Raw genomic sequence first — 14,606 nt, forward strand, 5'->3', positions numbered from 1 at the left:
GAAATGGCAACAAAAAACTGGATTTTGCGTCGCAGCAAAAAACCATCCATGGTGTTTAAACGCCAACTACTGCCGTTACTGATAGGTAGTGCAGTAAGTATTAATCAGGCTCAAGCAATAGAATTTAATCTCGGTGATATCGAGGGACGCTTTGACTCTCAAATATCAATGGGAGCCAGCTGGCGTATGGATGACGCATCTTCAGAGCTAATTTCGAAAGGTAACGGCGGTACTAGTCTTGGATCCGGTAGCTACGATGACGGCAACCAGAACTTTGATAAAGGTGAAACCTTTTCTCAGATAGTTAAGGGCGTGCATGATCTAGAGCTACGCTACGAAAATATGGGCGTTTTCACCCGTGCTAAATACTGGTACGACGCTGAGTTAGAATCCGGCTCAAGAAACCATGGACACTCACCTAACCTATATGATCCCGGTGCAGAATTAGACGATTCTGAATTTAACGATTACGCCAAATTTGGCGGATTCGAAGTATTAGATGCCTACTGGTATGGCGCATTTGATTTAGGTGAAAAGCCACTTGATGTTCGTATAGGCCGCCAAGTTGTTAACTGGGGCGAAAGTACATTCATACAAGGCGGTTTAAACGCAATTAATCCGTTTGATGTTAACGCTTTCCGTCGCCCTGGGGCAGAAGTCAAAGAAGGCCTACTCCCCGTCAATATGGCATTCGCGTCCTTTGGCCTAACCGATAATTTAAGTGTAGAAGGTTTCTATCAACTCAAATGGGAACCAACTGCTATAGATGGTTGCGGAACCTACTTTTCCAACAATGACTTTGTAGGTGAAGGTTGCGATGGCATCCGAATTCAAACAACAAACCCAACCTTGTCGGCACTTCTTGGCGTTAACGTTTCCGATCAAGATTATTTCAACACCTTAGGCGCAGGAGGCGTTTGGGCATTATCAGGAGCTGACCTAGCGTCACCAATCAGCCCCGTAGTTAATCGACATGAAGATGGCAGAAGAGAAGCTGATGACGATGGCCAGTTTGGTCTCGCACTTCGTTATTTTTCAGAAGACTTAAACAACACTGAATTCGGCTTGTATCTATCTAGATACCACAGCCGCCTTCCTGTAACTAGTGGTGTGAACTCTTCTGTAACAGCAGGTGATCTACCAACCATAGCGGGTGGTGTGAGCCCAACTGCAGCTGCCGTAGTTGCAGCATTTGATTCCGAATATTTCGTTGAATACCCAGAAGATATCGAAATGATTGGTCTAAGCTTTAACACCAATATTGGTGATATCGCTTGGTCCGGTGAAATCAGTCATAAGACTGATGTTCCAATCCAGATTAATGGTCCTCTTTTGGTTGGTGCTATTCTTCAACAAAATATTGGCGGTATCGGAAATACTGCAGCCGATAATCTAATAGCATCAGCAGGTGCAGGCGGTGAGGTTTCTGGTTTCACTCCTTTTGATGTTACCCAAGTTCAAACCAGCTTCGTTAAATTCTACGATCAAGTACTCGGAGCTAGTCGTTTAACCATGGTAGGTGAATTAGCTTGGACTCACGTACACGACTTGGACGAGAGTGCCAACGCGCTTAAATACGGTCGTAACGGTGCATTTGGTTATGCTGCTGGTGATACCGATGGTTTCGTAACTCAAGACTCTTACGGTTACGTACTACGCGCTAACTTAAACTATCCGAATGCTTTTGCCGGTGTGAATCTAACACCACAAATCAGCTTTAAGCACGGTTTAGAAGGTTATGGCCCGCAACCTGGTGCAGCATTTAATGAAGATGAGAAAACACTTGGTCTGAGCCTGACAGCTGATTACCTGAATAAATACCGCGTTCAGCTTTCTTATACAGACTTCTTTGGTGGAGATTTCAACTCTATTGAAGACCGTGACTTCCTATCAATTAGCGCATCCGTTTCTTTCTAAGATCAGCAGATAAATGGAGATATACACTATGTTCAATACCAAGAAACTTCTGCTGAGTTCGGCGATTCTTTTTGCTTCGGCAAGCGTTTATGCCGCAACGCCTGAGCAGGTAGCTCAACTGGGTAATAAACTGACCCCAATCGGTGCGGAAAAAGCGGGTAATGCAGCAGGTACGATTCCGGCATGGACCGGTGGTTTAGAAAGTGGTTCTGATCGATACAGCAATCCGTTTGCAAGCGAAAAGCCACTATTCACAATCACTGCAGCCAATGCTGATCAGTACAAGGATAATCTTACACCCGGCCAGATGGCGATGTTAAAGAAGTATGCTGATAGTTATTCTATACCTGTGTACCCAACCCATCGTACAGCTGCATTACCAGCAGATGTTTATGCAGCAGCAAAACAGAATGCATCCAGCGCAGAACTAACCGATGGTGGCAACGGCCTATCAGGCTTTGAAACGGCAATCCCTTTCCCTATCCCAGAGAACGGCTTAGAAGTTATCTGGAATCATATGACACGCTATCGTGGCGGCGCACTGGAAAGGACGTTTGTACAGGTGCCTGTACAAGCTAACGGTAATTTTACTGCGGTAAAGATTAACGAAAAGATGTCTTGGCCGAGCGCTTTAGAAGGCGGTTCTGACGCTAAAAAAGATGACAATATCCTGTTCTACTTTGTACAGCGAGTTAAAGCACCTTCTCGCCTAACCGGCAACGTGTTACTCGTTCATGAAACTATGAACCAGATTACGCAACCTCGTCAGGCTTGGACTTACAATGCAGGTCAACGTCGTGTTCGTCGCGCGCCTCAAATTGCTTATGACGCACCGGGCACAGCCAGTGATGGACAACGTACGACCGATAACCTTGATCTATTCAACGGCGCTCCTGATCGCTACGAGTGGAACCTTGTTGGCAAACAGGAGCTTTACATTCCATACAACAGCTTCAAGCTAGCTGATCGCGGATTAAAGTATGAGGACATCCTTCAACCTGGCCATATGAATCCAGAACTAACGCGTTACGAACTTCATCGCGTATGGAAAGTAGAAGCAACGCTTAAAGATGGTGAACGTCACATCTACGCGAAACGTACATTCTACATTGATGAAGATAGCTGGCAGATTGCTGTAGTCGATCACTACGACGGTCGTGGTGAGTTATGGCGTGTAGGTGAATCCCACCAGTTCCAATACCGTGATGTAAATGTGCCTTGGCTCACTGCTGAAGCCCTCTATGATCTTCAATCTGGTCGATACCTAGTGGGTAGTTTGACCAACGAAGAAGGCAATGGATTCGACTTTAGCCAACGCTTTAAACATAAAGACTTTACCCCGCAGGCGATCCGCCGCATGGGTAAATAAACCAGGCCCATGCAAGCAAGTAGCGTAAACGAATAATCCTATCTTATTCTGATACGCAGAAAGCCTCCTTATTTTTAAGGAGGCTTTTTTCGTTTTAGAGCTTTTATATTGGGCGATGGACTAGGATAATACTGTGCTTAGCAGCAATGCTGCTCCATCTACTCATTATCGAAAGGTTTTCCCATGGCCGCTATCGGCAAATACAACACTCTGGAAGTGATCAAAGAGAAAGATTTTGGCGTTTATCTGGATGCAGGTGAACTAGGCGAAATTCTTCTACCAAAACGCTACTGTCCAGAAGATTTAGAAGTCGGCGACAGTATCCGCGTATTTATCTATCTAGATACCGACGATTATCTGATCGCGACCACGGAAACTCCGAAAGCCATTGTCGATGAATTCGCTATGCTGCCAGTATCTGAGATAAACGATGTAGGCGCATTTTTAGATTGGGGCCTTCCCAAAGATGTATTACTGCCTTACAGCGAACAAAAGAACCGCCCAGTTGAAGTAGGCAAACGCTATCTAGTACGTCTATATCTGGATAAAAATACCAACCGTATTGTGGCATCCACCAAGATAGATAAATTTTTGGATAAGACTCCTGCTAACTACAAAGCGGGTGAAGAAGTGCAGTTAGTCATAGCCAATCGTAGCGATTTAGGCCAAAAAGCGATTGTTAACCACGAGCATTGGGGCCTAATCTTCCGTAGCGATGTATTGAAAACGGTTTATCCTGGTCAAAAATTTAAAGGTTACATCAAAGAAGTACGCGCGGACGGCAAGATCAACCTTTCCATGCAAAAGCCGGGATACAGCAAGGTAGTCGATACCGCTCAACAGATCCTAGATATGATGGATGAACAAGAAGGTTTTATCACCATCAACGACAAATCTTCTCCTGAATTAATCTACAAGCACTTCGGCATCAGCAAGAAGGCATTCAAAATGGCTGTGGGCGCTCTACTAAAACAGGGCAAGATCACCATTGAGCCGGGCGGATTGCGTTTAAAAGATTAAGATCCCTCTTGATAAAAATAAGAGGAAAACAAAAAAGCCGTAGCAGATTTGCTACGGCTTTTTTGTTTCTCCTGTTCATCCTTAAGCTTTCTAAAAACGTCGGCTTATCCCTTCAACCACGCTTCTAGATCATCAGCACCGCCAATCAATTCACCATCGATGAAGATCTGTGGCGTTGTACCGTGGCCAGAAACCGCTTGTAGCGTGCTGAAACTTACCCCGTGGCTACCTAGCTCAATCGCTTCGTATTTGTAACCGTTGTCAGATAGCGCTTTCTTAGCACGTGTGCAATGTGGACAACCCGGCTTGCTCAATACTGTTACGCGTTTCGGCTGTTCTGCTTGCGGATTGATGTAATCCAACATGGTATCGGCATCAGATACTTCAAATGGGTCGCCAGGAAGGTCAGCCTCGATAAACATCTTATCGATCACGCCATCTTTCACCAACATGGAGTAACGCCATGAACGCTTACCAAAACCTAGATTCTCTTTATCTACTAACATATCCATCGCGTCACTAAACTCACCATTACCGTCTGGGATAAAAGTGATGTTGTCCGCATGCTGATCTTCAGCCCAAGCGTTCATTACAAACGTATCGTTTACTGATAGACAGATGATGTCATCAATACCATTTGCAGCGAAAACCGGTGCAAGCTCATTGTAGCGAGGTAAATGCGTGCTAGAACATGTTGGTGTAAATGCACCTGGTAGTGCGAATACGATTACATTTTTACCTTTAAAAAGTTCTTCAGTCGTTACATCAATCCACTCATTACCCTGACGAGTGTGGAAAGTTACTGCTGGGATATTCTTACCTTCGCTATTCTGTAGCATGACTTATTCCTCTATGTGTCGCGTCTGGATGACTTGCGCTTCGATAGAGTTACTATAGGTAAAAATGTTAAATAAAAATAATTAAACATAACTAACCGTTAAATAGCTAAAAGCTATAAACGATGTTTATATTTATAAATTAGGAATGGATCTCTTCAGGAAGGTATTCCAAGAATTGATCAAAGGGTGCAGGACGCCCAAGGAAGTATCCCTGAACGTAGTCACAACCAAACTCGCGGAGCATATCAAGCTGTTGCTGATTTTCTACACCTTCAGCCACCACTTTGATACCAAGGGTTTGGCCCATTTTTATGATTACTTCAACTAGCGTTCGATCTTGCTCGTCATCCAATAGATCAATCACAAAGCTACGATCAATTTTCAAGTAATCCGCTGGATAATGACGCAGATAGTTAATCGCAGAATAACCCGTACCAAAATCATCGATAGAAAAAGCAATCCCTTGATCACGCAAGCGCTTAATCTTATCTAACTGGTTATCTCCCCCTCCCATAAGTAAGGATTCGGTAATTTCAAACACTAAATTACTATGATCGACATCGTGAGAATCAATAATTTGCAACCAACGGCCATCAGCATCTTTAGGGAAGAACTCAGCAACAGAGCGGTTGATAGATATCTGCATATCTATTCCCGCTTGTTTAAATTTACCAGACAAATGACAAGCTTCATCTAAGATCCACTCACCTAAACTACGAATAGCGCCGGTTTGCTCTGCAACAGGAATAAAATCAGCAGGTGAAACCATACCTTTAACTGGATGAGCCCAACGAACAAGGGCTTCACATTTCACAATTTCTTGTGAATCCAACGCAACTATTGGTTGCAGATGCAGTTCAAACTGCCCTTCGCGCAAGCCAGTCAAGATATCGTTATGTAACTGCACATGATGCTTCACTTCCTGACTCAAAGCATCATTAAAGAAGAAGATTCTATTTTTACCTGCTCGTTTTGCAGCATACATAGCACGGTCGGCATTCTGCAGTAGCTGCTGCATACTGTGGCCATCTTCAGGATACATAGCTATACCTAAGCTATGGGTTACAGAAAGGTACTGGCCATCGATCAGATAAGGTTCGCCAAGTTCCATCTGAAGTTTTTCCGCAAGTAGCTCAGCCTGCGTGGCCGATTCAATATCACGTAGAATGATAACGAACTCATCGCCCGCTAAACGCGCGAGTAGATCATCGCTGCGTACAATACTCCTCATACGCCCTGCAAACAGGCGTAACAACTCGTCACCGGTATGGTGCCCCCAGTTATCATTCACCTCTTTGAAATAATCGAGATCAATAAAGAAGAGCGCAAACAGATGGTTATGACGTTGATGATCGTAAATCATCGACTGAAGCTGTTGGCTAAAATGGTAGCGATTCGATAAGCCTGTTAAAGCATCGTAATTTGCACGGTATGTTGCTGTTTCTATCGCCTGTAGTTTTTCTCGATAGTTAATGGCAATTAAATAGGTACCCATCGCCAAGACAAAACTTACCAACAAGCTAATCAACCAATAACCAAGTACCTGCCTGTTTTTAACCTGCCAGCCTCCTTGAGGATAAGCAGCTAACTGCCAACGCCCTAAAGGCAAAATAACATCGACCGTCACAGCATCTGGATGGAAGGTTTCCTTATTACCAAAGAACACATCACCATCGACACCTAAGCCATCACTGCCTCTCAAAGCAATATCATTGCCCCAAAGACGGATATCTATTCCAGCTTTCTGTAGCAAGTCTTCGTCATCTATTACCGCAGAGACAATCCCCCAGAGCATATTGCGATTTTCGCCAATAAACACAGGAACTCGAGCGATCAATCCAGAACCACCCTGAACGAGCTTAACAGGGCCTGATAAAATAATTTCATTTCGCTTGATTGATTCCATGACCGCTGGCAACTGATCAGGCATTTCTCGATAATCCAAACCTAATGCGGCCTCATTACCCTTAAAAGGATAAATATTAGTAATTACCAGATCAGGGGCTAGCCCGATATGACGAATACTGAGTTTTGTTTGGAGATACTCTTCAACCAGCCGTGAAAATTCAGACTGGTTAATATCGGAATTGATTGCGACCTCAGCTCTAAGCCCTCGTAAAACGACAAGATGGGAATTAACTTCGCCCTCTAGCCTAGCACCTAAGGTCAAAAGATTTACAAAGGCCTGCTGTTTTATATTTTCGCGGATACGCTCAAATTCGTGACTAACAAAGAAAGCCGACACCATCATCACGACGACAAAGACAATCGCAGAAAACGCGAAAGGCCTTTGTGTGAGTGACTTTAAAATCCGGTGCATCATGAGTAATACAAGCTCTCTATTTGATCAAACCGTCACATTTTTGATCAATGTGACCATTCAGCAGACGTTATAAGACCTTAGTTATACAGCTTTACAGCTGCATAATAAATAGATCCAAGCCAACTGATAGAACGCTGATAATCATATTTGAACGATCGCTCACAACGCAAGCTAATTTAATCTTTTCAATTAGTTAGGTATCTACCACCTCATGCTCAGTTTCAGCCGCCGCATATAACAAGCAATCGCTAAGAGCGATATCAGGTCGTGTCGTGATCATAAAGAGCTTCAGCGGCTGAGCAGTGACGAGAAGATTACCCTTAATCTCAAAGAAGCGAGAAAAAACATCAGCCCCTTCAGCGTCATGAACTTTTAGGTTCTGCTGAGAGGCGCTTCCTCCTAACCAAGCAATTAAAGTACCCCGCTCCACCGCACCAAAGTTAAACTCATCTAACTGAGCAGGCACAGTGAGATCGGTCCCGATAACATAACTGTCAGCAAAGGCTATGGTCGTTTCCGGTTTCAATTCTAAACGCACTGGCTGACGATAAAGATCCAAATGGTGACCATGTTCTAACTGCATCACTTCTTCTTGATAGAGATATTTCTGCAAACCTTGCCAAGCGATCTGATTGGCTGTTTGATCTTTCGCGCCACCGCACTCAATTGTAGCTATAGGACAACGACGAGTACTACGCTCCATCAATGCCCCTAACCTCAGATCAGTAACCACCAAACGCTCACTAAATAATGAAACTAGTGCTTCATGAGCTGCGCTCACATAAGTCACTACGCCAAAATCGGGGCTGTGCCCTGAAGTATTGTGAATATCGAGGATGCACTCGGGTTGATAACCCTCAAACCGCTCTAAAATCTCTTCTGCAAGTTGCCCCGGTTCATCCGTAAAAGGAGGAAAGAAACAACGGTTCATATCTCTCTGACCCGGATAGACACGGTATTTATACATTGGTTCCAAAATAGCGGCGGGAACGGACGGGATAAAACAGAGCAGATTAAATAGCGGTTTTTGCCCCTGTTTTAACCATTTATGCAGCGCATTAAGACCTGAGGGCTCATTTCCATGCAACAATGTTACTAAACCTCGGGTTCGCTCTGTTCGCTCTCCCTCAATATAGATCATCACCGCTTCACCCATCTCTTTTAAGAACGCTTCAGGGCTATCTGATAACTGCTCTGAAGTGGGATTAATCAGCGTTCTCATTCCCTATACCCTCCCATAAAACGTCCCCTAGTTACCATGACACTACAGGTTCATTAGTGGACGACAAAGCCATATAACGTTGAACCATCTGAGTAAGCGCTTGGTTGTGATTTAATTTTTTATATAACCGCTGGTATTCACGCAGCTGCCAATAAGCACCTGTAATCCCGGTATCTACACGTTCTTTAATCACAGCTAGGTAGTGATCAATTTCCTTAGGGGCAATATCCAAGGCCTTTAACCCAGCATAGGCAACGGGCAACAACTCCTGAACAATTTCTGCAACACTTAACTTTTTCAGACCACCCGCCTGACTCAACACCGGCCACATTAGTTCTGCCTGCAAGCCTTTTTCAGCCGCCAAATAAAAATTCTTAACCAGCACACTAAATGGCATCGCAGGAATAATCTCATCCATCTGTTCCTGCAGTCCTTTGGCAACTCCCAGTGCAAAAGCTGCATTCGCGGCCATATCACAAGGAGTCGGTCCAGCAGGTAGAGCCCTAAGTTCGATTCGTAAATGGCCACCTTCTTTATGATCATAAACCGGCCTATTCCAAGGCCACACAGTCCCAGCATGCAGACATAACTCCTTTAAAGCCGCGACATCGCCCTTTTTAATAACGGCCAAGGTATCTTCATCACCGATGACTGGCAAAATCGGCTCATGCAGATGCACCATCTCTGCAAACAATTCATAAGCGCCTTCCCGAACCCAACCGTTACCAAAATCAACACGGGAAGGGATACCGCGATCACACTCCTCATGAGAGCGCCCATCTATTGCCTGCCTAAACAATGGGATACGTGTCTCATGCCATAACTTGTGACCTAACATAAACGGTGAGTTCGCCGCTAGGGCAACCACTACTGGCGTCACTAATTGCAGGGCATTAAAAGTACAAGCAAAACGCTCGGGACTCACTCGAAAATGAACCTGCATGGAACTATTGGCCCCTTCAAGCGAAACATCTCGAGAGCGCAGAGATATAGGCGGATCACCCTCAATTTTGATACAGAACATTCTGCCCCGCAGTTTTTGTAGCGCTTGAGTTAGTGCATAAAAGCGCGATTCATCTGTGAGAGCTTTTAAACCAAAATCACTGCGTTTTAACGTCGGCAGAATACCTATGGGTAATGCTTGCCCTTGTTCAGCAACCAAATGATGATTCACTAATTCGATGGCACTAACCATCTCCTGCTCCATCTGACTGAACGGTTTACCTGCAGCTGCGACCGGCTTTAAGTTGTATTCGAGATTAAAGCGGTTCAATTCCAGCGCGAGTTGCTTATGACCGCTACGATCAATCACTTCGCGATTTAAACTTAGCGGCCTCGCATGCTGATCAACCAAATACAGCTCAAGTTCAGCACCTATAGATGAAGGTCCACAACCAAAACCGGGGCGATGCAACATCGACTTAAGCCCGTCTAGGTTCTCCATTAAGCGTGTTCTAAATTGGCTATAAGCCTGCTCACTAAATTTATGAGAACTGATCTCTTGTCCCATAAGCCCCTTCAGGAAAAGTTCAATTAATCCCTTTAAGATTAGCTAGCTCTGCTCATTCCTACCAATATGAACTGATTAGCTCCATATTTATGAAGATATTAGGAAATTCGCAGAAGAAAGCGTTTAGGGTAAAATCAAAGAAACCATCAGATTGAGCTGATAATTTTCAATGTCCGTAGAAACAGTTGCCTGCCACTGCTGTGACCTGATTCAGAAGATTCCTGATCTATCACCCGGGTCAAAAGCACACTGCCGACGCTGCGGGCATCAACTGACAGCGAAAGTACCCAACAGCATTGATCGTGCTATCGCATTTGCCATTAGCTCACTGATCTTTCTATTTCTGTCGCTGCCGTTTCCATTTTTAGCCTTTCAATCCCAAGGACGCGAACAGGAAGTCTCTCTAGCACAGAGCGGATTCGACCTACTTCAGTTAGGCTTCCCCATACTCGCCTTATTACTGCTCTGCTTTATTATTTTGATCCCTGCATTACTGCTGAGTACTTACTTGGCTATTCTGCTTCCGTTAAAACTCAATCATAGTCGGCGCTGGATGTACCAAGTCACGCGGCTACTGTTTACCTTGCACCCTTGGGGCATGGCGGAAGTTTTTCTTATCGGCGTTTTAGTGAGTTTAGTTAAGATCGCAGGAATGGCCGACTTAGTCATAGGGATGTCATTCTGGGCTTATGTACTCTTTGCAATCTGTCTAATCGCAACGATCACCTCCGTCGACAAACTGCAATTGTGGCATCAATTAGATCATTGCGCCGGTATTGAACGCACCAAAATACAAGTGTCAGAAGGCAGTGCCTTAAAGCAAGACATGATCAGTTGCCATCATTGTGATCTGCTCCACCCAGCGAACGAACAAAATTGCCGACGCTGCGAAAGCAAACTGCATCCACGTATTCCCTACAGTATGCAGAAAACTTGGGCATACCTGATTACTGCTGTAATTCTTTATCTACCGGCAAATATCTATCCGATCATGAACACCACCCTATTAGGATCGGAAGATCCCAGCACCATTATGGGCGGTGTGGTTCTGCTCTGGCAGCATGGTTCATACCCAATCGCACTGGTGGTCTTTATCGCCAGTGTTTTAGTTCCAATTGCAAAAATGCTAATGATCTTTTGGCTGGCTTATAGTGTCCAAGCGGGACATCAACACAAATTAACTGAACGGATGTGGATGTATCGCGTCACTGAACTGATTGGTCGCTGGTCGATGATCGATGTCTTTGTCGTCGCAGTTTTAGTTGCACTGGTTCAGTTGGGCGGACTAGTCAGTATTCAACCCGGTATCGCTACCATCGCTTTCGCCAGTGTGGTGATTTTAACTATGTTATCGGCGATCAGCTTTGACCCCCGCTTAATATGGGATAACCTGAGCGACACAGAAATACGCGCCATCAATCATGGACAAGAACCTCTGACCGACTTAATGGACGACGCAACTTAATTATGTCTACTTCGAAAACAGACCCGACCCCGGTTATCAGCGCTAAACGCTCAATTTCCAGCATCTGGATATTGCCACTGATCGCTCTGCTTCTGGGCAGTTGGATGATCTATCAGGACTGGGCTAACCGTGGTCAATTGGTCAGTATTACCTTTATTACTGCTGATGGCATAGAAGCAGGTAAAACCAAGATTAAGGTTAGAAGTGTCGAGGTGGGTAAGGTCGAATCAGTCCAACTCAATTACGCCGATGGCAACGTTTTAGTTAAAGCACGGATCGAGCCCGAAGCTGAAGCACTCCTTCTAGACAACACCCGCTTTTGGGTGGTACGCCCCCGTGTAGGCACTGGCGGAGTAAGTGGCCTTGGCACACTGCTGTCAGGCGCTTATATAGAGATGAGCCCCGGTGAAGGAAAACGGAAATCAACTAAGTACACAGGCTTAGAAGAACTACCTGTCACCTCAGCCTCAGAGCCGGGCTTAAGACTGCAATTGATCAGTGATAACGCTCACTCGCTCAGTGTGGGAGATACCGTGATCTATCGTGGTTTCCCTGTCGGTCGTATAGAACAATTATCCTTCGATACCCAAGCAAAACAAGCGGTTTACGATCTGTTTATCCAAGCACCTTATGATCAACTCGTCACTACAGATAGTCGCTTCTGGAATATGAGTGGTATCAACCTCAATCTCTCGGCTGATGGCGTAAATGTACAAACTGGTACATTGGATACGCTTCTCGCAGGCGGGGTAACATTTGATGTCATTGATAGTGATAGCAAAGCCCAAGCTGCTGCAGATGGTGATCGTTATCAACTTTACCCAGATTTTGAGAGTGTAAAAGAGCAGCCTTATGCTTTTTACAATGAGTACTTACTGTTATTCGATCAAACAGTCCGGGGGCTCGTTCCAGGTGCTCCCGTTGAATTTCGTGGCGTACGCATAGGTACAGTTGAGCGCATTCCTTTTCAGATTTCTGAAATCACGGGCGAATCAGACCCACGTATTCCGGTGATTATTCGTCTTGAACCGGGGCGTTTAGGTTATGACAATGAAGAAAACGTATTACATAACGCTCATGAAAAACTGCGCTTTTGGATACAACAAGGTATGCGAGCTAGCCTAAAATCCGGCAACCTCCTTACTGGCAGTCTATTTGTCGATTTTGACCTCTACCCCGAAGAGCAAGCAGCTAACCTTATTGAGTTTGATGGTTACCCGGTGATTCCTACCGTGTCAGGTGGCTTTGCACAACTAGAGAACAAACTCAGCGCGGTGCTCAGCAAGATTGAAAAGCTGCAAGTTGAACCTCTCATTTCTCAATTAGATTCAACGCTGAATACTTCTGAAAAAGCCATCAAACAACTGAATCGCACTCTGAAAGAGATCGAAGCTTTAGCCCGTAATAACAACACCCAAGCCCTACCAGAAGAATTAAAAGCGACTTTAAAAGAGGTCCGATTAGCAGCAAAAGGAATCGCTCCACAAAGCGAACTGTACCAAGAGATGAACCGTTCCTTAGATACGCTACAGCAAACGCTAAAACAGCTTCAACCGGTACTCAAAACATTGGATGAGAAACCTAATGCGCTAATTTTTGATGCTCCGAAAAGCGCGGATCCAATCCCAGGAGGCCGACCTAATGAATAAAACCATCAACCTCTTTATCAGCCTTATTCTATTGAGCGCTTTAGGCGGTTGCGCATCCCAAAGCAGCAATCCAAAGAGCCAGTACTATCTTCTAAGCAGTGATAGTCAGAGCTATGTAAAAGAAACCTATCAACAAGTGATTGGGATTAAACCCGTTAAAGTAGCCCCTTATATCAATACACCGGGGATTGCTCTGCTCACTCGCGAAAATCATATTCGCATTGCCAGTCAACATCTTTGGGCGGAACAACCCGATCAAGCGATTACCCGCGTATTACACAACGAACTTGATCAACGCTTAAGTAACAGCCGTGTTGATGATGGTTCGCTTGGCCGCAATAGTGATTGGAATTACAGCATTGCCACCCAAATAGATCAGTTTCATGGCACAGAAACCGGTGAAGCAGTCTTAAGCGGGCACTGGCAAATCAAAAAAGATGAACAGGTAATCAGCTCTTACCGCTTTAATCTAAAACAGCCACTGAAAAAACCCGGTTATAGCGCGTTGGTCAGAGAGCTACAGCAGTTGCTATCTAATCTTGCCAACCAACAAGCGAGCTATTTAAACTCATATCTCGCGCAGCAATAATCCTAGAGGCTGCATTGTTCAAGGCGATAGACATAAATCATGAATAAGGTTCACAGCACGGGAACCAATTCTCAGCTATAATGACTAACTCTGTACGTAGTTTGCTCTAAGAACAAAGAAATTTGGTCAGCATTATGGAAAACAACATCTCAGCCTTAGGCACTGCACAATCGCTTATCTCCCCAAGAGGAGCGGGCCCAGAATCCACAGCGCAATCAGCGGGTAGCGGTTTAGCCGTTAATGCTCCGCTAGGTACTGAGCCGGGTGGTCAGGTGCAACTCAACCAAGACTTGCCGCAAACAAGCCAAGTCCAAAATGTTGATAACGGCCTAGAAACACGAACGAACCGGGCTAATAATGCCGAACCTGCCATTGACCAAGCAGCGCAACAGCAGCAAATCGAAAGCTTCTTAGCTGAACAAACCGGTGAAGATGTTGAGAGTTTCCGAGGCATCGACATCCAATCGGCTCTAGACCTTCAAGAAGGCCTGCGTAACCGCCCTGCTGACAATACAGAACCTGAATTTTCAGCAGCGCCAGCAGCAAATTCGCCAGAACCACAAACAGCGAATGAGCAGCAAGACCAGGAACTGCAGCAGCGTTTACAGGCTCGACTAGCCGATCAGATTCCAACCGATCCGGGCACTGAGTTCCCACAGTTGATTGAGACAGTGGCTTAAAAGATCACCATCTAAAATAAAAA

Annotated in this window: 11 protein-coding genes; 7 read left to right on the forward strand and 4 right to left on the reverse strand. The window is 45.0% G+C overall.

Annotated features, from left to right (window positions below; all coding sequences use genetic code 11):
* The first annotated feature begins 3 nt into the window (after nt 1-3).
* The 3 genes from ACMXYR_RS13525 (at nt 4) to ACMXYR_RS13535 (ending at nt 4,306) form a co-directional block, all read left to right on the forward strand.
* A complete protein-coding gene (locus ACMXYR_RS13525; protein ID WP_415901990.1) occupies nt 4-1,917 on the forward strand; it encodes a DUF1302 domain-containing protein in 1,914 nt (637 codons plus the stop codon).
* A gap of 28 nt (nt 1,918-1,945) precedes the next feature.
* Nucleotides 1,946-3,286: a DUF1329 domain-containing protein gene (locus tag ACMXYR_RS13530; RefSeq protein WP_415901991.1), complete on the forward strand. Its 1,341-nt coding sequence runs from the start codon at nt 1,946-1,948 to the stop codon at nt 3,284-3,286.
* 183 nt (nt 3,287-3,469) lie between these two features.
* The gene (locus ACMXYR_RS13535) at nt 3,470-4,306 is read left to right on the forward strand and encodes a S1 RNA-binding domain-containing protein (protein WP_415901992.1); all 837 of its coding nucleotides are present in this window, start codon (nt 3,470-3,472) and stop codon (nt 4,304-4,306) included.
* A 104-nt stretch (nt 4,307-4,410) separates the two neighbouring features.
* Here ACMXYR_RS13535 and ACMXYR_RS13540 read toward each other — a convergent pair whose 3' ends face one another.
* The 4 genes from ACMXYR_RS13540 to ACMXYR_RS13555 form a co-directional block, all read right to left on the reverse strand.
* Nucleotides 4,411-5,145 (reverse strand): glutathione peroxidase, encoded by a 735-nt coding sequence (locus ACMXYR_RS13540; protein WP_415901993.1) that lies wholly within the window; start codon nt 5,143-5,145, stop codon nt 4,411-4,413.
* A 139-nt stretch (nt 5,146-5,284) separates the two neighbouring features.
* Nucleotides 5,285-7,468 carry an EAL domain-containing protein gene (locus ACMXYR_RS13545; protein ID WP_415901994.1) on the reverse strand — a complete coding sequence of 728 codons (2,184 nt, stop codon included), beginning with the start codon at nt 7,466-7,468 and terminating at the stop codon, nt 5,285-5,287.
* A gap of 193 nt (nt 7,469-7,661) precedes the next feature.
* On the reverse strand, nt 7,662-8,690 hold the full coding sequence (locus tag ACMXYR_RS13550) for a succinylglutamate desuccinylase/aspartoacylase family protein (RefSeq protein WP_415901995.1): 1,029 nt from the start codon (nt 8,688-8,690) through the stop codon (nt 7,662-7,664).
* 31 nt (nt 8,691-8,721) lie between these two features.
* Nucleotides 8,722-10,200: a glutamate-cysteine ligase family protein gene (locus ACMXYR_RS13555; protein ID WP_415901996.1), complete on the reverse strand. Its 1,479-nt coding sequence runs from the start codon at nt 10,198-10,200 to the stop codon at nt 8,722-8,724.
* A gap of 169 nt (nt 10,201-10,369) precedes the next feature.
* On the opposite strand from ACMXYR_RS13555, the gene ACMXYR_RS13560 reads away from it, so the two are divergent.
* From ACMXYR_RS13560 to ACMXYR_RS13575, 4 genes are all read left to right on the forward strand, one after another.
* A complete protein-coding gene (locus ACMXYR_RS13560) occupies nt 10,370-11,665 on the forward strand; it encodes a PqiA/YebS family transporter subunit (RefSeq protein WP_415901997.1) in 1,296 nt (431 codons plus the stop codon).
* 2 nt (nt 11,666-11,667) lie between these two features.
* Entirely contained in the window at nt 11,668-13,314 is a 1,647-nt protein-coding gene (gene pqiB / locus ACMXYR_RS13565) for an intermembrane transport protein PqiB (RefSeq protein WP_415901998.1), read from the forward strand.
* On the forward strand, nt 13,307-13,903 hold the full coding sequence (locus ACMXYR_RS13570; RefSeq protein ID WP_415901999.1) for a membrane integrity-associated transporter subunit PqiC: 597 nt from the start codon (nt 13,307-13,309) through the stop codon (nt 13,901-13,903). The genes pqiB and ACMXYR_RS13570 overlap by 8 nt, the downstream gene beginning before the upstream one ends.
* 134 nt (nt 13,904-14,037) lie before the next feature.
* The gene (locus tag ACMXYR_RS13575; protein ID WP_415902000.1) at nt 14,038-14,583 is read left to right on the forward strand and encodes a hypothetical protein; all 546 of its coding nucleotides are present in this window, start codon (nt 14,038-14,040) and stop codon (nt 14,581-14,583) included.
* Nucleotides 14,584-14,606 lie beyond the last annotated feature (23 nt).

Origin of the sequence: Neptuniibacter sp. QD29_5, from assembly GCF_047778125.1 — a bacterium.
Classification (GTDB): Bacteria; Pseudomonadota; Gammaproteobacteria; order Pseudomonadales; family Balneatricaceae; genus Neptuniibacter.

Bases quoted from the DNA above. Each gene is read 5' to 3' on its own strand.
- ACMXYR_RS13570 (WP_415901999.1), top strand. From the start codon at position 13,307: ATGAATAAAACCATCAACCTCTTTATCAGCCTTATTCTATTGAGCGCT.
- ACMXYR_RS13550 (WP_415901995.1), bottom strand. From the start codon at position 8,690: ATGAGAACGCTGATTAATCCCACTTCAGAGCAGTTATCAGATAGCCCT.
- ACMXYR_RS13530 (WP_415901991.1), top strand. From the start codon at position 1,946: ATGTTCAATACCAAGAAACTTCTGCTGAGTTCGGCGATTCTTTTTGCT.
- pqiB (WP_415901998.1), top strand. From the start codon at position 11,668: ATGTCTACTTCGAAAACAGACCCGACCCCGGTTATCAGCGCTAAACGC.
- ACMXYR_RS13575 (WP_415902000.1), top strand. From the start codon at position 14,038: ATGGAAAACAACATCTCAGCCTTAGGCACTGCACAATCGCTTATCTCC.
- ACMXYR_RS13540 (WP_415901993.1), bottom strand. From the start codon at position 5,145: ATGCTACAGAATAGCGAAGGTAAGAATATCCCAGCAGTAACTTTCCAC.
- ACMXYR_RS13525 (WP_415901990.1), top strand. From the start codon at position 4: ATGGCAACAAAAAACTGGATTTTGCGTCGCAGCAAAAAACCATCCATG.
- ACMXYR_RS13535 (WP_415901992.1), top strand. From the start codon at position 3,470: ATGGCCGCTATCGGCAAATACAACACTCTGGAAGTGATCAAAGAGAAA.
- ACMXYR_RS13555 (WP_415901996.1), bottom strand. From the start codon at position 10,200: ATGGGACAAGAGATCAGTTCTCATAAATTTAGTGAGCAGGCTTATAGC.
- ACMXYR_RS13545 (WP_415901994.1), bottom strand. From the start codon at position 7,468: ATGATGCACCGGATTTTAAAGTCACTCACACAAAGGCCTTTCGCGTTT.
- ACMXYR_RS13560 (WP_415901997.1), top strand. From the start codon at position 10,370: ATGTCCGTAGAAACAGTTGCCTGCCACTGCTGTGACCTGATTCAGAAG.